We start from the raw sequence: 24,511 nt of genomic DNA, 5'->3' as shown, positions 1-24,511 counted from the left end.
TTACCAAAAACAACGGGGTTCGTGCGCCTGCATGAAACCTGCTGCCGCGGTAAGCATGAACCTAGGTTTTAGTGCAATAAATTGGATTACTGATCATGAAAAGAACTTTTCAACCCAGCGTGCTGAAGCGCAAGCGCACTCACGGTTTCCGTGCTCGCATGGCAACCAAGAACGGCCAGAAAGTGCTGGCTGCTCGCCGTGCCAAAGGCCGTAAGCGTCTTTGCGCCTGAGATAAAGCTTAGCTAGGCACCACCGTTCTGATCTGGTTATTACATGACTGACTATTCCTTTCCCCGTCAGGCTCGCTTGCTTGACAGTCGGGATTACAAGCGAGTGTTCGATGATGTTGTCGTCAAGGCAGCAGACCGGACATTGCTAATCCTGGCAAGGCCGAATGAAGTAGCCAGACCACGATTAGGATTGGTGATTGCCAAGAAGCATGTTCGACGGGCTAACCAGCGCAACCGGGTTAAACGGGTAATCAGGGAGAGTTTTCGACTCAACCAGTCCCGACTGGACGCGCTGGATCTCGTCATAATCGCCCGCCAGGGTCTTGCTGAGCAGGATAACGAAGAACTGCAGAAGCTAATGACCAAGCTCTGGCAGCGATTGAAACGAAAAGCGGCTGCTCTGAGTGAAGGTAAACAATCTTAATTGACTACCTGCCTTTGGCTGATTGATTGCGGTATCAGTCGACCTGAGTCTGCGGCTAGTATTCATCTGAGCTGACCGTTGCACCACCACTCCCAGTCTGTGTTAAACCGACCATTGGCGATCAAACGATGGATGTACAACGGATGATTCTGGTGGGTGCCCTGGCACTCATTTCTTATACGGCGGTACTCAAGTGGAACGAAGACTATGGCCAGCCCGCGGCCGCAGCCAGCGTTGCCCAGACCGTCAGCTCGGCGGATATGCCGAGTGCTCAGCCTGCAACCAACGCGTCTGATTTGCCCAGCACCGGCGCTGCAGCTACCACCACCGATGTCGCCTCCAGCAAGCCAACCAATTCTCTGATCAGCGTGCATACCGATGTGCTTGATCTGCGCATTGACCCGCACGGTGGTGATGTTCTGTACGCCGCTCTGCCTAATCACAAAGAGCGCGTCGATACACCTGCGCAACCTCTGGTGCTGCTGGAAAATAACGGCACTCATACCTATATCGCGCAAAGTGGACTGGTTGGCACCAATGGCCCTGATGCCAATGCCGATGGCCGTCCTCAGTACAGCGTGGCTGCAACGTCCTACACCTTGGGTAAAGATGACAAGAGCCTGGATGTAGATCTGAACACCACCACGGCAGAGGGGGTCAAAGTCACCAAGCGCTTCACCTTTACTGCCGGCAGCAACCTGATCAAGGTGACCTACCTGATCGATAACCAGTCACAGCAGCCGTTCAGCGCGAACATGTTTGGTCAGTTGAAGCGTGATAATGCGCCTGATCCCAGCCAGCAGCACGGCATGGGCATGCGTTCTTATCTGGGCCCGGTGTTCTCTACCCAGAGCGAGCGTTATCAGAAAGTGACCTTCAAAGATCTGGATGAAGGCGACAAATTCAAGCAGGAAAGTACCGGCGGCTGGGTTGCCATGCTGCAGCACTACTTCCTCACCGCCTGGATTCCAACAGAAGGCGACAGCAAACAGAACACCTATGAAGCGCGCAAAAGCGGCAGCAATTACATTGCTGGTTTCGTAGAGCCTGCGGTGACTGTAGCGGCAGGTCAGAAAGGTGAGATCAGCGCGGGTCTGTACATTGGTCCGAAAGATCAGGACGTGCTGCGCACCGTGGCGCCCAACCTGAACCTGACCGTAGATTATGGCTGGTTGTGGTTTATCGGTCAGCCGCTGTTTGCCATGCTGAAGTTTTTCCACAGCATTGTGAGTAACTGGGGTATCGCCATTATCCTGACCACCATGGTGGTGAAGGGCATCTTCTTCTATCCCTCGGCAATGAGCTATCGCTCCATGGCCAAGATGCGCAAGTTTGCTCCTGAAATGCAACGCATGAAGGAAATGTACGGTGATGACCGCCAGAAAATGTCACAGGCGATGATGGAGCTGTACCGCAAAGAGAAGATCAATCCACTCGGCGGCTGTCTGCCGATCCTGATCCAGATGCCCGTATTCATTGCCCTGTACTGGGTACTGTCTGAGTCGGTTGAACTGCGTCATGCACCTTTCTACGGCTGGATTCACGATATGTCGGTGATGGATCCGTATTTCATCCTGCCGATTATCATGGGCTGCACCATGTTCCTGCAGCAGCGCCTGAACCCCACGCCGCCGGACCCCATGCAGGCCAAGGTGATGAAGTTCCTGCCCGTGATCTTTACCTTCTTCTTCCTGTGGTTCCCTGCAGGTCTGGTACTGTACTGGGTTGTGAACAACTGCCTGTCGATTCTGCAGCAGTACATCATCACCCGCAAAATCGAGAACGAAGGTAAAACTGCCTGATCCGGCAGCGGTTGTGGATAATCACTGGCAGTGAACTATCCACAACCCTTTGTTTTCAGCTTCCGCTGTGCGGAAGCGTAAACTCAAGGGCCCTGTTCAGGGTCCTTTTGTTTTTATACACAACCGCTGACCTGTGTGTTGGCAGCGTATCCTTCACCGAGACTGTGGATAATCACTGTGCTTGATACCGATACCATCGTCGCTCAGGCGACACCTCCCGGACGCGGCGGCGTTGGCATCCTGCGGGTATCCGGGCCCAGAGCCACCGCTATTGCGACCGCCATAATCGGCTTTGTGCCACAGCCGCGCTACGCCCATTACACCCCTTTTCTGGATGCTGAGGGGCAACAGCTGGATCAGGGTATTGCGCTGTTTTTCCCCAACCCACACTCCTTTACCGGTGAAGATGTATTCGAGCTGCAGGGCCATGGTGGTCCGGTCATTCTCGACCTGATGCTGCGCCGAATTCTCAGCCTTGGGGCCCGTCTGGCGCGTCCCGGGGAGTTCTCTGAGCGGGCCTTTCTCAATGACAAGCTGGATCTGGCTCAGGCTGAGGCCATTGCCGATCTGATTGATGCCGCTTCCGAGCAGGCAGCACGCTGTGCCGTGCGCTCGCTGCAGGGGGAATTTTCTCAGCGGGTACAGCGGCTGGTGGAAGGGCTGATTCAGCTGCGCATCTACGTCGAGGCCGCCATCGACTTCCCCGAAGAGGAAATCGACTTTCTGGCTGACGGCCATGTTGCCGGGCAACTGCAGCAGCTGCGCGATGATCTGGCCACCATCCTCAGGGAAGCCAATCAGGGAGCGTTACTGCGTGAAGGCATGAACGTGGTAATTGCAGGGCGACCCAACGCCGGCAAGTCCAGTCTGCTTAACGCGCTGTCCGGCCGCGATACCGCCATCGTGACCGATATCGAAGGCACCACCCGCGATATCCTCAAGGAGCAGATTCAGATTGATGGTATGCCGCTGCACATCATCGATACCGCCGGTCTGCGTGACACCGAAGATCGGGTTGAACAGATCGGTGTGGAGCGCGCCTGGAGCGCCATCCGTGATGCTGACCGGGTACTGCTGGTGGTCGATGCCTCACGCCATGGCATCAATAATCCACAGCAGGTTTGGGAGGATCTGTTTGGCGAACGGGTTGTGGATAAAATTCCAGCCATGGAAAAGCTCACACTTATCCGCAACAAGATTGATCTCAGTGCCGAGCAGCCGGGTGTGGATAACAGCAGTGGCATTCCGGTGATCCGTCTGTCTGCTCAGCAGGGTCAAGGCCTGGAAGGTCTGCGCGAGCACCTCAAGGCCTGTATGGGCTATGACAGCACCACCGAAGGTGGCTTTATTGCCCGCCGTCGCCATCTCGATGCACTGGAGCGGGCTGGACAGGCGCTGGTTGACGGTGCCCGGCAGCTGAACGGCTATGGCGCCGGTGAGCTGCTGGCCGAAGATCTGCGCATGGCGCAGGACGCCCTCAACGAAATTACCGGCGAATTCCGCCCGGATGATCTGCTTGGACGGATCTTCAGCTCGTTCTGTATCGGTAAATAATCCAGCAGGTGGAAAGATCGGAGACTAAACGCCGCTGCCTGTCGCCTGCCGATACTGCCGTGGGGTAAAGCCGGTCAGGGATTTGAACTGGCGGCTAAAGGCACTGTGGTCGGTATAACCGCAGCGCAGTGCCACCTCGGTAATCGGTAACTCGCTGTGCAGCAGCTGATGGGCGTGCTCCAGCCGTACCTTGTGAATCAGCTGCTGGGGCGTGAGATGGAAGACCCGCTTGCAGTAGCGCTCCAGCTGCGCCACGGAGATACCGGCAATACCGGTCAGTTCAGCCAGACTGATGGGCTGATGAAAGTGACTGCGAATGTAGTCATCGACAGCGGCCAGACGCTGGTACGCCGGGTGAGCATCACTGGCCGACTGCAGATCCACAGAGATGCCCACCAGCCCCATGATCTCCCCGGCGCAATTGAATAACGGCCGCTTGTGGGTCAGACACCAACCCGGTTCACGGCTGCCATACAGGTGCAGTTCCAGCTTGTCTTCCAGAATCAGCCCCTGTTGCAATACCCGGCGGTCCTGCTCGGTATAGCCTGGCCCGAACTGGGCGGGGAACACTTCGGCACTGGTCTTGCCCAGCAGTGGTTGCAGCTGTTTCTGTCCACAACGCTGCACCAGCGTGCGATTGGCCATCACATAGCGGGCCTGATCATCCTTGATAAAGATCGCCGCATTGGGGATCACATCCAGCATCGGCAGCAACAAGGCCACACTGGCCAGCCATTCTTCCAGACTGGCAGGGCGCTGCCGGGCATTGTCCTGAGCCAGGCCTGCCAGTAGCTCTTGTGCCATTCATCTGCTCTCCCGCTTCACCATCCCGGCAGTGTGCCGCAGCTATCACAGGCTGTCGAGTTCGTCATCCAGACCGTAATTGTGCTGATATCGTCATGGCAGATGAGGAAATACATCAAGCCGGGGAGGGGGCGGGCGGTCTACTCTATAACCATTGCAAGCCGCAGTGCGCTGCCCGATAAGCCCTTCAATCCATGTTGTGGGCAGACTGGCGGGTGATGGCTTACAACTGCATAGCTGAACAGGTTAATAACGGACAGGTCCATGAAGCGTTTACATATCATCGATTCCCATACCGGCGGTGAGCCCACGCGGCTGGTGATGAAGGGCTTTCCCGAGCTGACAGGCGCCACCATGGCGGATAAGCGCAATGAACTGCGCGAGCAGCATGATCAGTGGCGCCGTGCCTGCCTGCTGGAACCCCGTGGCAACGATGTGCTGGTGGGCGCCCTGTACTGCCCCCCGGTATCGGCAGATGCCACCTGCGGGGTGATTTTTTTCAACAATACCGGCTACCTGAACATGTGTGGCCACGGCACGATCGGCCTGATTGCCTCGCTGCAGTATCTCGGTCTGATTGGCCCCGGCGAGCACAAGATCGACACACCGGTAGGCGCAGTCACTGCGACCCTGCATGAGAATGGCGCGGTGACGGTCGGTAATGTGCCGTCCTATCGCTATCGCCAGCAGGTGGCAGTCGATGTGCCGGGATATGGCGTGGTTTACGGTGATGTGGCATGGGGCGGGAACTGGTTTTTCCTGGTGGCTGACCATGGCCAGCGCCTGCAGCTGGACAATGTCGAAACCCTGACCCACTTCACCTGGACCCTGCTGAAAGCGCTGGAAGCTCAGGGGATTCACGGTGAGGACGGCGCGCTGATCGATCATGTCGAGTTGTTCGCCGATGATGAACAGGCCGACAGCCGTAACTTTGTCATGTGCCCGGGCAAGGCCTATGACCGCTCGCCCTGCGGCACCGGCACCAGCGCCAAGCTGGCCTGTCTGGCCGCTGATGGCAAACTGGCCGCCGGTGACATCTGGCGTCAGGCCAGTATTACCGGCAGTCAGTTCGAGGGGCGCTTTGAGTGGGAAGGTGAGCGTATCCGTCCCTTTATCACTGGCAACGCCTATATGAGTGCGGACAGCACCCTGCTGATCGATGAGCAGGATCCCTTCGCCTGGGGTATCTGAGAACCTGAACCGGTTCTGTACGAACTGAACCACCATGGCAGATGCAGCCTCTGCAGTTTTGCCATCTTTCCGAATGACTGATTAGGAACGACCACCATGAGCAACAACATCTTTACCGGCTGCATTCCTGCTCTGATGACCCCCTGTACCGCCGATCGCAAGCCTGACTTTGATGCGCTGGTCGCCAAGGGCCGCGAGCTGATCGATATCGGCATGAGCGCGGTGGTGTACTGCGGCTCCATGGGTGACTGGCCGTTGCTGACCGAAGCTGAGCGTCAGGAAGGTGTAGCGCGTCTGGTGGCGGCAGGTATCCCCACCATTGTCGGCACCGGTGCGGTCAACACCCGTGAGGCGGTATCCCATGCCGCTCACGCTGCTAAAGTCGGTGCCCATGGCCTGATGGTCATTCCTCGCGTCCTGTCCCGTGGCGCCTCGCCCGCGGCGCAGAAAGCGCACTTTTCCGCCATTCTCAAGGCGGCGCCCGCGCTGCCTGCGGTGATCTATAACAGCCCCTACTACGGTTTTGCCACCCGTGCGGACCTGTTCTTTGAACTGCGCAGCGAATTCCCCAATCTGATTGGCTTCAAGGAGTTCGGTGGTGCAGCAGACATGCGCTACGCCGCCGAGAACATCACCTCCAAAGACGACCAGGTGACGCTGATGGTGGGCGTGGATACCCAGGTGGTACACGGTTTCGTCAACTGCAATGCCACCGGCGCCATCACCGGCATTGGTAATGCCTTGCCCCGTGAAGTGCTGCAGCTGGTGGCACTGAGCAAGCAGGCCGCGGCAGGTGATGCCAAAGCCCGTCGTCTGGCGCGTGAGCTGGAGTCGGCACTGGCAGTGCTGTCATCCTTCGATGAAGGCTGCGATCTGGTGCTGTTCTACAAGCATCTGATGGTGCTGAACGGTGACAAGGAATACACCCTGCATTTCAACGAAACCGATGTGCTCAGCGACGCCCAGCGCCACTATGCCGAGAACCAGTACAACCTGTTCCGCCAGTGGTATGCCAGCTGGTCTGCCGAGCAGAATCTGGCCTGATACCGGACGGAGCTTCGCCGTCTCGCGCGGTTTGCTCGTGCTCATGCGGTAACGAGCATGAGCTGTCGACCTGAGCGGTGCTGCCTGTGGCGCACCGCTTGCGTTGTTTTTCACTCCCATTTTCTGCAAGAAGCGGCTGACTATGCTGACCACCACACCTCATAGCTCACAGGTGGATGTTGCCATCGTGGGTGCCGGCATCATCGGCGTTACCTGTGCCCTGCAGCTGGCTCGTCAGGGTCGGCGTGTGGTGATCATTGATCAGCAGCCTGCAGGTCAGGGAGCGTCCTATGGCAATGCGGGTCACATGGCCACCGAACAGGTTTTCCCGATCGCCGACCTGTCGATTCTCAAACGCCTGCCTGCCATGCTGCTCGACCCCATGGGGCCGCTGCGGCTGGACTGGAAGTACCTGCCGCAGGCCTTGCCCTGGTTTACCCGGCTACTGCTGAATCTGCGCCAGCAGCCGTTCCAGCGCAGTGTTGCGGGTATCCGCAGCCTCAACGAGGGCAGTCTGCCCGCCTGGCAACGCCTGCTGGATTCCATCGGCAAGCGCTCGCTGCTGCGGGAAGAAGGCTCTTTGCTGGTGTATGAACGTGCTGACTCACGGCCGTCACTGGACGGGTTACAGCAGCGCCTGCGTGAGCAGCAGGTTGCCGTCGAATTCTGGGACGCACAGCAGGTACAGCAGTCGGCACCACAACTGAGTGAGCACCTCTGCGGCGGATTGTTTTTTCCACAGACAGGCCATGTCACCAACCCCTATCTGTTGCTGACCGACGTGCTGGCTGCAGCGCAGTCCTATGGGGTGCAGTTTCTGCAGCAACAGGTAATCGGTGCGCAGCTGCAACAGGAAGGAGTCCATCTGACCCTGGCGACCGGCACCCTGCAGGCCAGTCAGGTGCTGCTGGCCTGTGGTGCCCATTCCGCGCCCCTGACGGCGGCGCTGACAGGCAAAAAGGTGCCGCTGGACACCGAACGTGGCTATCACCTGATGCTGCCTCATGAGCAGGGCAGACTGCCGTTTGCGGTCACCTCACTGGAGCGAAAGTTCATCATGACGCCGATGGCCGAAGGGCTGCGGCTGGCGGGTACAGTGGAATTCGCCGGGCTCAAACAGCCAGCCAACATGCCACGGGCCTGGCAGCTGCAGCGGCTCAGTCAGGGACTGTTCCGGCGTGAGCTGAATACTGCGGAGGCTACACCGTGGATGGGATTCCGTCCGTCGTTACCGGATTCGCTGCCGATCATTGACCGGGTTGCTGAGGGCAGGGTGCTGCTGGCTTTTGGTCATCAGCATCTGGGGCTGACTCAGGCGGCTGTGACGGCCGAGCATATCGGCAGGCTCGCGGCGCTGCCTGCCAGCGCCGTGCCACAAGAGGCTCTGCCTGAACTGGCCAGCTACCGTCTGACGCGCTTCTGACCGGCTGCGCGGTGCAGGCCTTTTTAACGAGGCAAGGGGTGGCTGAGCAGCGCGATAAACTGCTCTGAGGGAAGTGGTCGGCTGACGTAGTAGCCCTGCACCAGATCACAGCCCTCGTTGGCGAGAAACTCCAGCTGAGCCTGGGTTTCCACCCCCTCGGCCACCACCGCAAGATTCAGTCGACTGGCCATGGCCAGAATGGCACGGGTGATTTCCATATCGTCGTTGTCATCCGGAATGTCCTTGATGAAGGAGCGGTCGATTTTCAGCACATTGACCGGAAAGCGTTTCAGATAACTCAGGCTGGAGTAGCCGGTACCGAAGTCATCCAGTGAAATCGACACACCCAGATCACGCAGCCGTCTGAGCATGCGCTGGGTGCTGTCAGGCTCCTGCATCAGCGCGCTTTCAGTGATTTCGATTTCCAGCTGTGTCGGCGACAGCGCATGGTTCGATAACACTTCCATCACACTTTCCACCAGATTGCTCTGACGGAACTGAAAGGCGGAAAAGTTGACCGCCACCCGCGGGGCGGCACTGCCATGCAGTGACTGCCAGTATTGCGCCTGCTGACAGGCCTGCTGCAGGACCCACTGGCCGATAGCGAGGATCTGGCCGGTCTCCTCGGCCACCGGGATAAAGTGATCCGGCGGAATCAGCCCGTGCTGGGGATGTGACCAGCGCAGCAGGGCTTCGGCGCCGACAATGCGCCAGTGGGCCAGCTCGACCTGCGGCTGGTAGTGGAGCATAAAACTGCTTCGCTCAATGGCCTGATCGAGATCCCGCTCCAGCTGCATCCGCCGGTTGAGGTTATCGCGCAATTGCGGGGTGTAGCTGCGATAACTGCCCGGCCCGTCCTTGTTGGCTTCGTTCATGGCCAGTGCGGCATTGGCCTGCAACTGATCGACATCGTCACAGTCCAGCGGATAGATACTGAGCCCCATCCCCACCTGCATGCGCAGGGTATAACCGGACAGGTACACCGACTGGCTCAGCAGCTTGTGATAGTGGCTGGCGGTATCGGAGGCCTGCGAGGCGCACAGCAGCCGGGGCAGGATCAGGGCGAACTGGTCACCCCCCCAGATGAGGGCCTTTCCCTGTGCACCAGCGGCACTGCTCAGGCGTTGCGAGAGGATCTGAATGAGGCGGTCGCAGGCTTTGTGGCCAAGGCTGCTGTTGATGTCTTCAAGACTGTTGAGTCTGACCAGCAGCAGCCCGACCAGATGGCCCTGCTGGCGGGCCTGGGCGCAGGCTGTTTCCAGCTGCTGATGATGCAGGAACGGGTTGGCCAGCCCGGTCAGGTCATCGTAATTGGCCAGAAACTCGATACGCTCCTCGGCCTGATGTTTCCTGCGTCGCAGTTCCGCCTCATTCAGCTCACGGGGCACCGCGGCGGACAGGCGTTTCAGGTTGTCCTTGAGGATATAGTCCTGCGCGCCGGAGCGGACGGCCTTGACGGCGATTTCCTCGCCGATGGTGGCGGAAACGAAAATGAAGGGCAGGTCGGCGCTGTGCTGGCGCACCAGCTGCAGTGCCGTCAGCCCGTCGAAGTGGGGCATGGAAAAGTCGGAAAAGACCATGTCCCAGCCCTGCGGGTGCTGCAGTGCCTGCGTCAGATCGGTGGCGTTGTCGACATTGACATAGTCTGGTTCATAGCCGCTTTTGCGCAGCTCACGCAGCAGCAGATGCAGATCGTTTTCCTCATCCTCAACGATCAGGGCACGCAACGGCAGTTTCTCTGCAGCACCATTGTCTAGCAGGCTGTTGAAAATCTATCTGCGTTGCCGAATACCGCGTCAAAAACAGGCTCAAAATGCTCATTTAGTTCACTAAACTCCGCTTTTTCGCCTGTTTTTTCCTTGTCTCGGCTGCCTCGATGACGTTTTTCAACAGCCTGCTAGCGGACCCTTGTCCATCGAACCTGTCTCCAGCATGTGTGAGGCCGCCCCAGTGACTCAGTAGGGCAGCTCATTGATCAGCAGCCAGTACATGCCCAGCTGGCTGACAGCTCTGGCAAACTCATCAAAATCCACCGGTTTACGCACATAACTGTTGGCGCCGAAGTGGTAGCTGGCCAGCAGATCCTCGTCCTGTTTGGAGGAGGTCAGAATCACAATAGGCAGGTGCCTGGTATCCGGCTCTGCTCGTACCTGCTGCAGTACTTCCAGACCGCTGACCCTTGGCAGGTTGAGATCCAGCAGCATCACTGCCGGCAGATTGTGGCGGCTGATCGGGCTCTGTTCACTGTCTCCGAGCAGCAGTGCCAGTGCTTCGGCACCGTCGCGGGCGATCTGGATCAGATTGCGGACATTGCACTTGCGGAAGGCGCGCAGGGCCAGTGCTTCGTCGTCCGGATTGTCTTCCACCAGCAGAATCGGGCGGTTAGTCGTCATGCATGACCTCCTTACTGTTGGGCAGGGTGAAGAAGAAGGTTGCCCCCTCATTGATCCTGGCCTCTGCCCTGATCTGTCCGCCATGGCGACGGATGACCCGCTGTACCGTAGCCAGACCGACGCCAGTGCCGGGAAACTCCTGCGTGTCATGCAGGCGCTGAAACGCGGTGAACAGGCGGCTGGCGTAGGTCATATCAAATCCGGCGCCGTTATCACGGATGAAAAACTCTTCCTCGTTGCGGTCGAATTCGATGCTGGGTGCCGCACATCTGCTGGTGTACTTCCAGGCGTTGTTGAGCAGATTGCCGAGGGCCACCCGCATCAGCCGGTCATCGCCGTAAGCCAGCAGACCGGCCTGGATGCGCACCGTGACCTGGCGTTCGGGGGCGGTTTCCTGCAGTTCGGAGATGAGCTCTTCCGCCATCGCCGACAGATTCAGCGGCTGGCGTTTTATTTCCATACGGCTGACTCGTGCCAGGTTCAACAGATCGTCGATCAGTCCGCCCATACGCTGGGCGGCTGCACGTACCCGGTCGAGGTAGTCCTGCGCCGTGCCGTCCAGCTGCTCACGGTAATCCTCCAGCAGCGCCAGACTGAAGCCGTCAATGGATCGCAAAGGCGCGCGCAGGTCATGGGACACCGAATAGCTGAAGGCTTCCAGCTCGCGATTGGCGTTTTCCAGCTCGGCAGTACGCTGTACCACCCGCTGTTCCAGTTCGGCATTGAGACGGGTGACCTCCTGACTGGCCTGCACCCGTTCATGTACATCGTCGATCACGCCCATCCACTCCTGAGGCCGGCCATCCGGGCCGAGCAGTGGCACAGCCTTGAACACCACAAAGCGAAACTCGCCGCTGCGTACGTGCCACAGCCGCAGGTTGCGCTCCATCGGCAGGCCTTCGACACAGGCCTGCTGCCACAGCGGCCGCAGCTTTTCCTTGTCTTTGGGATGGAAGGCATCGAGCCAGCCTTCTCCACTGTGGCTGTCGGGGGTCTGGCCGGTATAGCTGTCCCATGAGGTTTGGGCAGGCAGGAAGTAGCCCTGCCGGTCAGCCCGCCAGATCACGGTGGTCAGCGTGGTCATCAGCGTCCGGTAGCGCCGCTCGCTGTCACGCAGCGCCGCCTCTGTCGTGGCGCGGATATTTACTTCCTGTGCCAGCTGGCTGTTGCTCTGCTGCAGCTCGGCGGTGCGCTGCTCAATCTGCGACAGCATGTCGTTGAAGGCATCGACCAGATAGCCAATCTCGTCCTGCGTGGTTTTCTCCGCCCGCAGGCTGTAATTGTGCTGCTCTACCACCTGCTGCGCCTGATGGGTCACCGCCAGCATCGGCTGGGTAATGCGGCGCTGGAACCACAGCGACAGCACCATGGCCGCCAGCAACGCCAGCAAGGTGACGACCAGTACGATCAGGATGATCTGTTGTGCCCGCTGCTGCAGACCCAATTCGGCATTGATATAGACGGTGCCAAAGGGATCGCCGTTGGCATGAATCTGCTGAAACAGGTGAATGTGATTATGGATAATTTCGACTTCGGTGGCCGCAGGCTGTCCGGGAGGAGGCTCGGTCTGGCTGGTGTCATTGATATAGCGGGCAAACAGATGGCCCTCGGCATCGTACAGGGCGATGACGGTGGTCGACAGTACGGCCAGCATCAGTTTGTGGCGAATGGAACGCATACCCTGTACCCGGATCATCGTGTAGCCCCCCTGATCTGATAGGCCAGCGCCAGCAGGCGGGAGCTGATCCTCAGGTTGCTGGCGCGGGCAGCGGTCAGGGAGATGTCGAAACGTACCCGGTTATTCTCCAGACGGAAGTTGATGATACTCAGCGGGCTGTCATCCTCCGGCCCGTCGGTGACCACCAGAACCGGCTGGCCCTGCAGCTGCCGTTGCAGCTCAGCGCCAAGACGATCCTGCGGGCCCAGGAACAGCACGTGCAGGGGCAGCGGCAGGCGTGGCTCCGTGATCAGACTGATCTGAATCGGGTGGTTGCCGATACGGTGGCCCTCCACGGCCTGCTGTACCCGCTGGGCCATGTCGCTGTTACTGCTGAGGATACCGATAACGATGGGGCTGTCGTTGGCAGGCAGCACCTCGGCGGGCCACTCGACATAATCACAAAACTTGTACAGAAAGGCCGCTTTGATGCTCTGCTCCAGATCACTGGCCTGCGCCGGCAGCCACGGCAGGGTCAGCAGCAGGCAGAGCGGAAGCAGCCATTTCATCGTCACCCCCTCAGAACCTGTATTCGGCCTTGAGATACAGGCTGCGGTTGTACTCGCTGCGTGTATCCGGGCTGCCAAATTCACTGTGCTCTGCATTCAGCAGGTTGTTGGCCTTGAGTGACAGCACTACGGAGGGCACCGGCTGGTAGGTCAGGTTCATATCCAGACTGGTGTACGACGGTACCTCGGTGGCGGCGAGGGCGTCGGTGTGCTGCAACGACAGGTTGAGGCCAACCTGCGGGGTGATGTCGCCACTCAGGCGTATCTGCCACTGCCAGTTCGGATCACTGATACCGCCACTGCCGCTGGCGTCGGTGCGGCCTGCTTTCAGTTGCAGGTCTTCATCCATCAGGGTGCCGCCGGTCATCAGCTGCCAGTGCGGGGCAATGTCAAATTCGGCCCAGGCTTCGATGCCTTTGGTGGTGCCTTCCATGCCATTGCTGATTTCATAGCGGCCGTTCTTCAGCTCGACCGTACGCAGGTCGTCGTAGTTGCTGTAGAACAGGGTAACGGAGTAGCTGGCTTTGGCCGTGAGCTGCGCACGATAGCCCAGCTCCAGCGTATCGACCGTTTCTGAGATGAAGCTCGGCCCGCCATTGAGAAAGCCGGTGAACTACAGATCACGGTCCAGCCGCGAAGGAGTGCGGACGCCACGCGCCAGCTTGGCGCTGGGCATTAGTTCCCAGCCGGTGTAGGTGTTCTGCTCCAGCCGTGCGCCGAGGGTCAGCTGCCAGGCTTCTGCCAGCTGAATCTCATCCTGAGCAAACAGGCTGCTCCAGTGCAGGTAACGGTCGGTCGGGTAAAATTTCAGGGTCAGGCCGTTGTCCACCGAGTCCCAGGCCATGCGCTGGCTCAGGCCCCAGATCAGCGCATGGCGTTCACCCAGCGGCAGGTTGTGCTGCAATTCTATATCGACGATATCCAGGGTTTCCCGCAGCAGCTCGGGCAGATCCCGCTCGCGCCGGTCGTAGTAGGTCTGCAGCTGCAGCTGGGCATCGTCCTCCAGCAGCTTTTGCCAGCGGCTGAGCAGATTGATGCCGCGAATATGGCCATCCTGCAGGGCGCCACGGTCCAGCCGCGCCTCGTAGGCATTGCCCTGCAGCGTCAGGTTCTGCTTGTCATAGCGGAAGCCGGTCCGGCCGGAGCGCCAGTCATCGCCCTTGTACTGGCCTGCTTCACTGCGGGTCTGGGACTGATCATTCCACTTGCCGTAGAGCCGATAGTAGCCATCGCTGACGGTGCCGCCGTAGCGCAGCGCACCTCCGCGTTCTTCATCACCGCTGCCTGCCACCAGCAACCCGCCCTGGGTATCGGCCGCCGAGCGGGTGATGACGTTGATGATGCCGTTGACCGCATTGCTGCCCCACAGGGTGGCGTTGCTGCCGCTGATCACCTCGATGCGTTCGACATCTTCCAGCATGACGTCGGCGCTGTCCCAGAACACCCCGGAATACAGCGGCGTGTAGGCAATACGACCGTCGATCAGGACCTGCAGTTTGTTGGAGGTGCTGGAGTTGGCGCCGCGGGCGCTGATGGCATAGGTCTGGGCATCAATGCGGGCCACCTGCAGGTTGGGGGCCAGTCGCAGGGCTTCGGCCAGGGTGGTGGCGCCACTACGGTGGATGGCATCAGCAGTAATGACGTAGACGCTGGCGGCGGTATCAATCAGCCGTTCATTCTTGCGCGACGCGCTGCTGACCTCGATGCTGGCCAGCTGTTCGAGGCTGAGATTGGCCAGCTGCTCCGGGCTGAAATCTGCCCGGGCACTATCTGGATGAAGGCTGGTTGCTGTCCACAGGAGTACAGATTTCAACAGCCACCCAGACTTCAACAGAAAGGCAGATTTCCATCTCTGGGACGTCATAATGCTGTTCCTGTGCTGAGTCTGTTGAACCGTCACTGCAACTGCTGAGGCTGTTTACGCAGTATAGGAAAGGATCAGGGGAGCGCCACTGACGGAGTCACGACAGTATTGTCAGGTAGGCGGTATAGCACAGGGATCTGCCGTGGAGGTTTACACGGCAGCAGAATGGCAGGGTTTAGCAGGGAAACGTCATCAACGTGCTGTTATCTGCGGGCTGTCAGCGGTGCTGAGCACAGGCGGCACCGCATGACTCGATACCAACCACTCAGGGCTTGGGCTACACTGGCCCCAGTTCATAGAAGGGAATGGCTATGCTGCAGTTTCATCTGAGCAAAACGTTGGCGAAGCAGATGCAGTCATTGCTGGTGCCAGCTCCCGATATCCGTCCGGAGGGAATGCAGTGGTATGCCCAGGGCATCAGCCTGCTGGGTGAGCAGTGCATTCTCGCTATCGAAGCTCACAGCCGTTATCTGATGGTGTTCTGTAACCTGCCGCTGACCGAGCTGGAGAACTTCCCGCTGCTGTTTCGTGAGCGCCTGTGGCGCGAGGTGATTGCCGTCTGCCTGCTCGAAGATAAGCAGGCACAGGAAACACTGGGCAAGCTGGTGGATCAGCTCAGTGAGCAGCAGGTTTATCAGCAGGGTTACGATGCCAGCATTAATGTCCACCTGCAGCAGGCCATTCGCAGTCTGGAGAGTGAGGCGCAGCAGCTGGGCCGGTTACCGCAGACACCGGAAGAGGAATTCAATTTCGGCCTGCGCAGCAACAGTCATCCGACCCGCTACAAGGGCCAGCACCAGCCCTTCCAGCCGGTGCGAATCTTTGCTGATGGCTGGCTGGGGATGCTGGAATACCATCAGTATCAGCGGCAGGTGCATCAGGAATCAGGGGCACCGGATAACGTGGTTCCCCTGCGACGGCACTGACTATAAACCCTGAATCGTCAGCAGGGTTATGGCAAAACGGCAGCCCTCGGGCTGCCGTTTTGGTTTTACTCCGCCTTACCTTGAATCGCCGGGCGTACTCAGAATGCGCGCTTAATCCTCGAGGGCAAACAGACTGCGCAACTGGCGGGCAACGGCCTTGTCGTTGTGATGGCCGATCACGGTGGCGTGGGGCAGATTGTCAGCCAGATAGGGATGGGCGTTGGCCATGACGTGGGCATTGCCTGCCAGACTGAGCATTTCCACGTCATTGAGGTTGTCACCGAAGGCATAGCAGTGCTGGCGGTCCAGCCCCAGCTCATGCAGCAGTGCCTGCAGCGCCAGCCCCTTGTTGACGCCTTTACCCATGATTTCCAGATACATGGGCTGCGAGTAGGTCATATGGATCTGCCCTTCGAACCCCGCGCGGATGGCATCTTCCAGAATCTTCAGCTGCTCCGGGGCACCGGCGTACAGCACCTTGCCGATATCGTTGTCACTGTAGGCGGGAATATCCACCACCTCGAAGCTGAAGCCGGTGCCGTCATGCAGCTCGGACAGCTCTGCCAGAGGGCGGTCAATCAGCCACTTGTGACGGGTATAGAGACTGACACTGACACCCGCAGGCAGCGGCAGACGGGTGATCTGCTGTGCCAGCTCGGTATGCAGCAGGGTCTCGAACAGCGGCGTGTCGTCGGGGGTATAGAGATGGGCACCGTTGGTACTGATGATGTAGGCCGGGACACCCAGCTGGGCGCGATAAACGCTGATATCGTGAAAGTGGCGACCGGAAGCCAGTGCCAGGGTATGACCCTGATGGTGCAGTTCACACAGGGTGGCGATCGTCAGCTCATCCAGTTCGTGCTGTTCGTTGAGCAGAGTCTTGTCCAGGTCGGAAACGATCAGGCTTGGCGGTGTCATCTTGGTGCCTATCATAGAGAAAATGGAAAGTCACAGTGAAAATGGAAACGCGGTACGGGCAGGGTCGGGTGGCCACAGTGTAGCGGTTTTAGCGCGGCTGTTGGGCAGCCTTTGGGTAACGGAGTGTGGCAGGACGGCGGCTTCGCCCGGGGCGTAGTCTCAGCCCTGCTGCTCGGTCAGGGTATGACCTCGGCCCTGATGCTTGACCTGATACAGCAGCTGATCGGCCAGATGCAGCAGGATGTCGACACTGTCGGCGATACCGGAATAGACCCCGGCGCTGAAGGACAGCGGTGTGATGTCGCCTTCGGCATAGGTAATCTGCTGGCAGTCGCGGCGCAGTTTGTCCAGACGCTGGGCCACCACCTCACTGGAGTGATAGCTGACCAGACCGAATTCCTCCCCGCCCAGACGCACCAGCACATCATCGGTAAAGGCTTTGCGGAAAGCGCGGGAGAAGTGCTTGAGAGCATTGTCACCGACGCTGTGGCCGTAGGTGTCGTTGATCTTCTTGAAGTAATCCAGATCAACCACCGCCACGCTGATGGGGTATTGCAGTTCCTGCGCCTGCCTCAGTATCCGGCCACCCTCGGCGTAAAAGGCGCGGCGGTTGTACAGCCCGGTCAGGGAGTCAAACAGCGCGGCCTGACGCAGTGCCTGGGTCAGGTCACGGCGTTCGACCATGGCCATCACCCGGCAGGTCAGCTCTTCGGCACAGAAGGGCTTGCGCAGAAAGTCATCGGCACCGTGCTTGATGAACATGGCGCTGAGGGAGCCTTTCGGGTCCGCCGAGACGCCCAGGATCAGCAGATCCTGACGCTTCTGCTTCTGGCGCAGAATCTTCACCAGCTCAAAGCCCTGAATGCCGGGCATACCATGGTCAAGAATCAGCAGATCGGTATCGGCATGCTGCTCCAGCAGCCTGAGCGATTCCTCTCCATCACAGGCTTCAACGATCTGATACTGATGGGAAGACAGCACCCGGTGGATAAAGTGACGGGCCTGGGCAGAGTCCTCAGCAATCATGATTTTGATCTTGCGGTTCTGCTCCAGACGATGAATCAGGCGGAAAACATAGTCGTAGGAGTACTGACTTTCCTTGATGACATAGTCGACCACGCCTTTCATGAACAGGTCATCACGGCGCTGCTCGTCGTAGCTGCTGGTCAGCACGATACAGGGAACCTTGTAGCTGAGGATCAGATCGACGATTTCACCGTTGGGCGCATCCGGCAGGTTCAGGTCAACAATGGCGGCAGCAAACAGCGCCGATGAGGTTTCCAGCATCAGCTGCGCTTCGCCCGCTGAGGCACACATCACCGAAGTCAGGTTTTTTTCCTGCTTGAACTGACGATTCAGAATCTTGAGGACCAGAGGACTGTCTTCTACAACCAAGATATTACGCACGCCTGCTCTCTCTAGCTGATCTTTGCACCGTCTGGGATGGAGAAGGGAGGATACCGCGTCGCTGAACGCAGTTGGGGGGATTATGGCACGGAAAATCCCTAGCTGCTGTATGTTTTTCACCCCTGACTGTAAAGGAAAAACGCCCTTTTTACTTCACCAGTCAGGCTGCAAGCCGCGCCATACCTAACTCTTTACGTGTATATATAGCGCTGCTGTTATGACAATAGCGTGTTGGGTAAGCGTTTGATGATGCCTCATCTGGCAGCTTCTGGTTGCAGGGTGGCGCGATTCAGGGCTGGCGTGATGAGCCTTGCTCCTGCTGTTTGGCCAGTGTCAGCCCCTGATATTCCCCATTGCGCGTGCCCGGGGCGATTTTCAGCCGCTGATGCAGCGCTGCCCGGCACATCATATGGGCGCTGACCGGTGCCGTAATGAACAGAAACAGGGTGATCAGCAGCTCATGCAGGCTGACGCCGTCATGGCTGACACTGACCAGCACCATGGAGCCGAGCAGGATGGCGCCAAGACCCAGGGTGCTGGCCTTGGTCGGTGCGTGCAGACGGGTGAAAAAATCCGGCAGGCGCACCAGACCGATGGCACCGATCAGTACAAACAGGCCGCCCAGCAGCAGCAGGGCAGAGAGCAGGATTTCCAGCCACAGGGGCAATTCGTTGAGGTTCATGGTTCAGTCTCCGCAAGCCACTATTCGATGATGTCGCCACGTAGCAGATATTTGCACAGTGCTACGGTGCTGACGAAACCCAGCAGGGCAATCAGCAGTGCCGCTTCAAAGTAGAGGGCGGCATCCTTCCACAGGCCAAACAGCACGATCAGGGCGATGGCGTTGAGGTAAAGGGTATCCAGCGCGAGGATGCGGTCCGGGGTCGAGGGGCCGCGAAACAGCCGCCACAGGTTCAGTAGCAGCGCCACCATCACCATGCCCAGCACGATCAGCAGTACGGTACTCAACATGCGAAGATCTCCTGCAGGGGGCGTTCATAACGCTGTTTCAACTCTTCGATCAGGCTGGCCTCATCGTGCATGTCCAGCACATGGATCAGCAGATAGCGCTTGTCATCGGTGAGATCGGCACTGACCGTTCCCGGCGTCAGGGAAATGGTGCTGGCCAGCAGGGTGATGGGCAGATCATCGGTCAGGTCGAGGGGATACATGATGAAGCCCGGCCGCAGTTTGTTGCGGCTGCTCAGCACCAGTTTGGCCACGTCGAAGTTGGCGACCACGATGTCACGCAGCAGGCGCAGCAGGTAAATACTGACACCGTGCAGTGAGCGCACCCGCGGACCGGGTACATGCATGGGTCTGAGCAGCAGCGGCAGGCCGATGGCCAGCACCGCGCCCAGCAGGATCTGCCCGAAGGCGAGGCTGTTATTGATCAGCAGCCACACCAGCAGCAGTACCAGACTGAAGAACGGCATGGGTAACAGGGCGCTCATGGGGTGGCTCCTGCAGCAGGGGAAGAGGTGAGCTGCTCAGCCGCTGCGCCAAGCTGTTTCTCGCCCATGGGGAAAACCTGATCGATATAGCGTTGCGGCTGATACAGCTGTTCGCTGATCTGGCTGGTCAGCTGACTCAGATCGGCGGCGAAGAAGGTGATCAGAGGAGCCGCCAGTAACAGCACACTGACGCCCGCCAGCTGCAGCACGCCACTCTTGCTGGTGCTGCGATGCTCGCCGTTGATACGCCAGAACAGCGTCGTACCTGCCCGTGACATGGCTACCAGCATGATCAGGCTGCTGAGCAGCAGGCAGGGCCACAGCCACACTTTGCCCTCCAGCCCGGCGGTGGCCTGCAGAATCATCAGCTTGCCGATAAAACCGGAGAACGGTGGCATGCCGATCAGCGCCAGTGCCGCCACCACGAAGCCTACCCCCAGCAGCAGCGGCTGCGCCATGGGCCGGCCCGCCACCAGATGGTCGGCACTGCGGCCACGCTGTTCGGCAATCATTGCCGCCAGCAGGAAGACGCCAGCCGTGATCAGGGTCGAATGAATCAGATACACCAGCGCTGCCGCGGTTGCCTGACGGTCATTCAGTGCCACGACCGCCAGCAGGGTGCCAACCGAGACAATGATCAGATTGGCGTTGAGCTTGCGCAGGCTGCTGCTGGTCAGGGCACTGATGGCGCCGATGATCAGGGTCAGCAAGGCCAGTGGCCACAGCCAGACCGCGGCCAGATCAGCCAGCGGGCCTGCCTGATCACCAAAGATCAGGCTGTAGACCCGCAGGATGGCGTAGATGCCGACCTTGGTCATGATGCAGAACAGCGCGGCCACCGCCGGCGAGGCATCGGCATAGGTGCGTGCCAGCCAGAAATGCAGGGGCAGCAACGCCGCCTTCAGGGCAAAGACGATCAGCAGCATCAGCGCACCGGCCTTGACCAGCGGCACCAGCGCCGGGTCAAGGTGTTTCACCTGTACCGCCATGTCGGCCATGTTGAGGGTGCCGAGGGTGCCGTACAGGGTACCGAGGGCAATCAGGAAGATGCTTGAGCCGACCAGATTGAGAATCACGTAATGCAGGGCGGCGCGGGTACGCTGGCGGTTCTCGCCGTGCATCAGCAGCGAATAGGACGCCATCAGCAGCACTTCAAAGAATACGAACAGGTTGAACAGATCGCCGGTGAGGAAGGCACCGTTGATACCCAGCAGCTGCAGCTGGAACAGCGGGTGGAAGAAACTGCCCTGCACGTCGCTGCCTGCACAGGCATACAGCAGCGCACCCAGCGCCAGCACCGCCGTCAGCAACAGCATCAGGGCGCCGAGCTGATCGACCATCAGCATGATGCCGAACGGTGCGGGCCACTGGCCCAGTGCGTACAGACGCAGCTGGCCGTCAGCGGTTTGCAGCAGTAACAGTAATGCCAGCAGGCCCTGCAGCAGGATGCTGACCAGACCCAGCAGACGCTGCGCCGTCAGCGCCTTCGACAGAGGGGGGAACAGCATCAGCAGACCAGCCAGCAGTGGCAGCAGGATGGGTAGGATCGGCAGATGGGCATGGAACAGCGGCCAGGCAACACTCATTTCTTCGCGTCCTTCTGGCGGGTGGGTTGAGCGCCGGGCGTGTCATCGGGCAGACGGCCATCGACATGATCGACGCCGAGATCGGCACGGGCACGCATGGCCAGGATCACCACGAAGGCGGTCATGGCAAAGCCGATGACGATAGCCGTCAGCACCAGCGCCTGTGGCAGCGGATCGGTATAGCGGTCACCGGCGCCCAGAATCGGCGCCGCCGCTTCGGTCAGACGGCCGCTGGCAAACAGGAACAGGTTGACGGCATAGGACAGCAGGGTCAGCCCCAGTACCACCGGGAAGGTCCGTTCACGCAGCACCAGAAACACCCCGCAGGCTGTGAGAAAGCCGACACAACAGGCGTACAGAATTTCCATTACTGCATCTCCTCATACTGGGGACGGTGAGCGGTGGTGAGTTTGCCCAGATTGGCCAGCATCATCAGGGTGGCGCCGACCACGGTCAGGTAGACCCCCAGATCAAAGGCCATGGCACTGGCCAGCTCGAAATCACCGATCAGCGGCAGATGGAAATGATCAAACCAGGAGGTGAGGAACGGCCGGTCCCACCACAGGCTGCCCAGACCGGTGAGGCAGGCAATGGTCACACCGCTGGCGATCATCAGGGCATAGTTGAGGCGCATTCGCGGCTTCAGCCAGCTGACGCCGTGGGCGATGTACTGCAGGATGATGCCGACCGAGGTAATCAGTCCGGCAATAAAGCCTCCGCCGGGGTTGTTGTGGCCGCGCAGGAAGATATACACCGACACCAGCAGTGCCAGCGGCAGGATGCCCTGTGCGATCACATTAAGAATCACCGAGTCACGCTGCCGGGCCCACAGCCGGCCTTCGCCGTCAGCGGAAGGTTTGAACAGGCGCAGATGCTCCAGCAGGCGGAAGATGCCGAGGGCGGCGATACCGAGCACGGTGATTTCCCCCAGGGTATCAAAGCCACGGAAGTCCACCAGAATCACGTTGACCACGTTGTTGCCGCCGCCATCGGTCTTGCTCTTGGCCATAAAGAACGACGAGATGCTGTCGAGCGGACGGCTGAGCAGGGCGAAACACAGGCTGCCGACCAGCGCTCCCAGCACCAGCGCGATGGCGCTGTCACGCAGCAGATTGCGTGGCGCTGCGGCATTGCGCGGGGTTTTATAGGGCAGGAAGAACAGCGCCAGCATCAGCAGGATAATGCTGACCACTTCCACCACCAGCTGGGTCAGGGCCAGATCCGGGGCGGCGAAGCGGGCGAACAGCAGCGACACCATCAGGCCGGTGACCGACAGGAACAGTAACGACAGCATGCGCTGGCGGTTGACCACCACCGTGGCGATGGCGCTGAGGATCAGCACCAGCCCGGCACACAGGGTGATAGGGTCAAGGGGCAACAGGCTGCGGCCACCGCTCAGCGGGTGCAGTTCACGCAGGCTGGAGCCGAGCAGGACCAGTAATGCCAGCAGCATCAGCAGCAGGTAACGCTGCAGCGAATCGTTCTCCAGCCAGCGGCTGAACACATTGGCCCGGCGCACGCTGAGCTGGATCAGCCGCTCGAATTCACGTTTGGCATCGACCGCCTCGAACTGATGCTGGAAGCGGAACAGATGGCGGCGCTGGGTATACACCAGCACGCCTCCGGCCATGGCCACCAGACTCATCAGCAGGGGAAAGTTGAAGCCATGCCAGATCGCCAGACTGTAGCTCGGCACCTGATCCTGCAGCACCGCTGCCGAGGCGGCATCCAGAATCGGCTGCACCATGAATTCGGGGAAGATCCCCACCAGCAGACACAGACCGACGAGGATTTCCACCGGCAGCTTCATGTAACGCGGTGGCTCATGGGGGGTCTTGCTCAGGCCGATAGGCTCGCCGTTGAAAAACACATCGTGGATAAAGCGCAGTGAGTAGGCCACCGAGAACACCCCGGCCAGGGTCGCCAGCACCGGCACCAGCCACGACAGGGAGCCGAGGATGGACTGGTTGAGGGTTTCGGCGAAGAACATTTCCTTCGACAGGAAACCGTTCAGCAGTGGTACCCCGGCCATCGACAGAGCGGCCACCATGGCCAGCGTGGCGGTGTAGGGCATGTATTTCCACAGGCCGTTGAGGCGGCGCATGTCACGCGAGCCGGTTTCATGGTCGATGATCCCGGCGGCCATAAACAGTGAGGCTTTGAAGATGGCGTGGTTGATGATGTGGAACAGGGCGGCCACGGTCGAGGCTGGTGAGCCGATGCTGAGCAGCAGCACGATCAGGCCGAGATGGCTGAGGGTGGAATAGGCCAGCAGGCCCTTCAGATCATGCTGGAACAGGGCAAAGTAGGCGCCCAGCAGCAGGGTGCACATCCCCGCCAGACTGACGATGGAGTACCACTGGTCGGTGCCGGCCAGCACCGGATAGAGCCGCACCAGCAGGAAAATACCGGCCTTGACCATGGTCGCCGAGTGCAGATAAGCACTGACCGGGGTCGGTGCCGACATGGCATGGGGCAGCCAGAAATGGAAGGGGAACTGTGCCGACTTGGTGAAGGCGCCCAGCAGGATCAGGCACAGAGTCAGGGTATAGAGCGGGTGATTGCGGATCAGGTCACCGTGCTGCAGCACCACATCAAGGCTGTAGCTGCCGACCATATGGCCGATCAGCAGCAGGCCTGCCAGCAGTGCCAGTCCGCCAGCGGCAGTGACCGTCAGTGCCATACGGGCACCCTTGCGCGCTTCGCTCTTCTGCCACCAGTAGCTGATCAGCAGGAAGGAACTGATGCTGGTGATTTCCCAGCTGATCCACAGCAGGATCAGGTTGTTGGCCATCACCACGCCCAGCATTGCCGCCATAAACAGCATGAAGCAGGCGTAGAAACGCGGCATCGAGTCCTGCTCGGACAGGTAATAGCTGGCGTAAAGAATCACCAGCAGGCCAATACCCAGCACCAGACAGACAAACAGCAGGGCCAGACCATCGAGGCGCAGGGCGTAGTCCAGCTGCAGGCTGGGCAGCCAGCTGAGGGTGTAACGCAGGGTCTGATGCTGCAACACGGTGCCGGCCTGACTGAGGGTCAGGCCAAGAGCAATGGCAGGGGCCGCCGCGGTGGCCCAGCTGGTGAACAGGCGGCTGCGCTGACTGCAGAGCAGGGGAACCAGCACGCCGAACAGCGGTAGCAGTGCAATCCAGAGCAATATCATCGCCGTACATCCTTCGCCAAGTTGCCTTCAAACACACCTTTCAAGTCCACCTCCACCGCATTACACCATGGCATCTGGGTTGGCGGTTGTGGTGCGGTG

General features: G+C 59.5%; 21 protein-coding genes and 1 pseudogene. 8 read left to right on the top strand and 14 right to left on the bottom strand.

Annotated features, from left to right (window positions below; genetic code table 11):
* Positions 1-95: 95 nt before the first annotated feature.
* The 4 genes from rpmH to mnmE all read left to right on the top strand — a co-directional run bounded on the left by rpmH (position 96) and on the right by mnmE (position 4,010).
* Positions 96-230 carry a 50S ribosomal protein L34 gene (gene rpmH, locus QCD60_RS11250; RefSeq protein ID WP_104152938.1) on the top strand — a complete coding sequence of 45 codons (135 nt, stop codon included), beginning with the start codon at positions 96-98 and terminating at the stop codon, positions 228-230.
* Positions 231-273: 43 nt separating this feature from the next.
* Positions 274-654 (top strand): ribonuclease P protein component, encoded by a 381-nt coding sequence (rnpA, locus tag QCD60_RS11245; protein WP_104152939.1) that lies wholly within the window; start codon positions 274-276, stop codon positions 652-654.
* Positions 655-782: 128 nt separating this feature from the next.
* A complete protein-coding gene (gene yidC / locus QCD60_RS11240) occupies positions 783-2,456 on the top strand; it encodes a membrane protein insertase YidC (protein WP_279785259.1) in 1,674 nt (557 codons plus the stop codon).
* A 171-nt stretch (positions 2,457-2,627) separates the two neighbouring features.
* Positions 2,628-4,010: a tRNA uridine-5-carboxymethylaminomethyl(34) synthesis GTPase MnmE gene (gene mnmE, locus QCD60_RS11235; protein WP_279787912.1), complete on the top strand. Its 1,383-nt coding sequence runs from the start codon at positions 2,628-2,630 to the stop codon at positions 4,008-4,010.
* A gap of 24 nt (positions 4,011-4,034) precedes the next feature.
* Here the strand turns inward: mnmE and QCD60_RS11230 are convergent, their stop codons facing one another.
* The gene (locus QCD60_RS11230) at positions 4,035-4,814 is read right to left on the bottom strand and encodes an AraC family transcriptional regulator (RefSeq protein ID WP_279785257.1); all 780 of its coding nucleotides are present in this window, start codon (positions 4,812-4,814) and stop codon (positions 4,035-4,037) included.
* Between the two features lie 264 nt (positions 4,815-5,078).
* On the opposite strand from QCD60_RS11230, the gene QCD60_RS11225 reads away from it, so the two are divergent.
* From QCD60_RS11225 to QCD60_RS11215, 3 genes are all read left to right on the top strand, one after another.
* Positions 5,079-6,005 (top strand): 4-hydroxyproline epimerase, encoded by a 927-nt coding sequence (locus QCD60_RS11225; RefSeq protein ID WP_279785255.1) that lies wholly within the window; start codon positions 5,079-5,081, stop codon positions 6,003-6,005.
* Between the two features lie 96 nt (positions 6,006-6,101).
* Complete coding sequence (locus QCD60_RS11220) at positions 6,102-7,049, top strand: dihydrodipicolinate synthase family protein (RefSeq protein WP_279785253.1); 948 nt, start codon at positions 6,102-6,104, stop codon at positions 7,047-7,049.
* 142 nt (positions 7,050-7,191) lie between these two features.
* The gene (locus QCD60_RS11215; protein ID WP_279785251.1) at positions 7,192-8,472 is read left to right on the top strand and encodes an FAD-dependent oxidoreductase; all 1,281 of its coding nucleotides are present in this window, start codon (positions 7,192-7,194) and stop codon (positions 8,470-8,472) included.
* Between the two features lie 23 nt (positions 8,473-8,495).
* Here the strand turns inward: QCD60_RS11215 and QCD60_RS11210 are convergent, their stop codons facing one another.
* From QCD60_RS11210 to QCD60_RS11190, 5 genes and pseudogenes are all read right to left on the bottom strand, one after another.
* Positions 8,496-10,199 (bottom strand): REC domain-containing phosphodiesterase, encoded by a 1,704-nt coding sequence (locus tag QCD60_RS11210; RefSeq protein ID WP_279785249.1) that lies wholly within the window; start codon positions 10,197-10,199, stop codon positions 8,496-8,498.
* A 228-nt stretch (positions 10,200-10,427) separates the two neighbouring features.
* A complete protein-coding gene (locus QCD60_RS11205; RefSeq protein WP_279785247.1) occupies positions 10,428-10,865 on the bottom strand; it encodes a response regulator in 438 nt (145 codons plus the stop codon).
* A complete protein-coding gene (locus QCD60_RS11200; RefSeq protein WP_279785245.1) occupies positions 10,855-12,543 on the bottom strand; it encodes an ATP-binding protein in 1,689 nt (562 codons plus the stop codon). Before QCD60_RS11200 ends, QCD60_RS11205 begins: the two co-directional genes overlap by 11 nt.
* Positions 12,544-12,557: 14 nt before the next feature.
* A complete protein-coding gene (locus QCD60_RS11195) occupies positions 12,558-13,091 on the bottom strand; it encodes a YfiR family protein (RefSeq protein WP_279785243.1) in 534 nt (177 codons plus the stop codon).
* 10 nt (positions 13,092-13,101) lie between these two features.
* A pseudogene (locus QCD60_RS11190) lies at positions 13,102-14,955 on the bottom strand (TonB-dependent receptor).
* A gap of 311 nt (positions 14,956-15,266) precedes the next feature.
* On the opposite strand from QCD60_RS11190, the gene QCD60_RS11185 reads away from it, so the two are divergent.
* On the top strand, positions 15,267-15,881 hold the full coding sequence (locus QCD60_RS11185; protein WP_279785241.1) for a hypothetical protein: 615 nt from the start codon (positions 15,267-15,269) through the stop codon (positions 15,879-15,881).
* A 111-nt stretch (positions 15,882-15,992) separates the two neighbouring features.
* Here QCD60_RS11185 and QCD60_RS11180 read toward each other — a convergent pair whose 3' ends face one another.
* The 8 genes from QCD60_RS11180 to QCD60_RS11145 form a co-directional block, all read right to left on the bottom strand.
* A complete protein-coding gene (locus QCD60_RS11180; RefSeq protein ID WP_279785239.1) occupies positions 15,993-16,799 on the bottom strand; it encodes an HAD family hydrolase in 807 nt (268 codons plus the stop codon).
* Positions 16,800-16,958: 159 nt separating this feature from the next.
* Positions 16,959-18,206 carry a diguanylate cyclase gene (locus tag QCD60_RS11175; protein WP_279785237.1) on the bottom strand — a complete coding sequence of 416 codons (1,248 nt, stop codon included), beginning with the start codon at positions 18,204-18,206 and terminating at the stop codon, positions 16,959-16,961.
* A 289-nt stretch (positions 18,207-18,495) separates the two neighbouring features.
* The gene (locus QCD60_RS11170) at positions 18,496-18,888 is read right to left on the bottom strand and encodes a Na+/H+ antiporter subunit G (RefSeq protein ID WP_279785235.1); all 393 of its coding nucleotides are present in this window, start codon (positions 18,886-18,888) and stop codon (positions 18,496-18,498) included.
* 20 nt (positions 18,889-18,908) lie between these two features.
* Positions 18,909-19,178, bottom strand: coding sequence for a K+/H+ antiporter subunit F (locus QCD60_RS11165; RefSeq protein WP_104153053.1), 270 nt, complete (start codon positions 19,176-19,178; stop codon positions 18,909-18,911).
* On the bottom strand, positions 19,172-19,660 hold the full coding sequence (locus QCD60_RS11160; protein WP_279785232.1) for a Na+/H+ antiporter subunit E: 489 nt from the start codon (positions 19,658-19,660) through the stop codon (positions 19,172-19,174). The genes QCD60_RS11165 and QCD60_RS11160 overlap by 7 nt, the downstream gene beginning before the upstream one ends.
* Positions 19,657-21,246 carry a monovalent cation/H+ antiporter subunit D gene (locus QCD60_RS11155; protein WP_279785229.1) on the bottom strand — a complete coding sequence of 530 codons (1,590 nt, stop codon included), beginning with the start codon at positions 21,244-21,246 and terminating at the stop codon, positions 19,657-19,659. Before QCD60_RS11155 ends, QCD60_RS11160 begins: the two co-directional genes overlap by 4 nt.
* Positions 21,243-21,614, bottom strand: coding sequence for a Na+/H+ antiporter subunit C (locus QCD60_RS11150; protein ID WP_279785227.1), 372 nt, complete (start codon positions 21,612-21,614; stop codon positions 21,243-21,245). Before QCD60_RS11150 ends, QCD60_RS11155 begins: the two co-directional genes overlap by 4 nt.
* On the bottom strand, positions 21,614-24,412 hold the full coding sequence (locus QCD60_RS11145; protein WP_279785224.1) for a monovalent cation/H+ antiporter subunit A: 2,799 nt from the start codon (positions 24,410-24,412) through the stop codon (positions 21,614-21,616). The genes QCD60_RS11150 and QCD60_RS11145 overlap by 1 nt, the downstream gene beginning before the upstream one ends.
* Positions 24,413-24,511: the final 99 nt, after the last annotated feature.

The sequence above is a fragment of the Pokkaliibacter sp. MBI-7 genome, from assembly GCF_029846635.1.
Classification (GTDB): domain Bacteria; phylum Pseudomonadota; class Gammaproteobacteria; order Pseudomonadales; family Balneatricaceae; genus Pokkaliibacter.
Note: the sequence above shows the minus strand (reverse complement) of the source record. Positions and strands in the feature narration are given on the sequence as shown.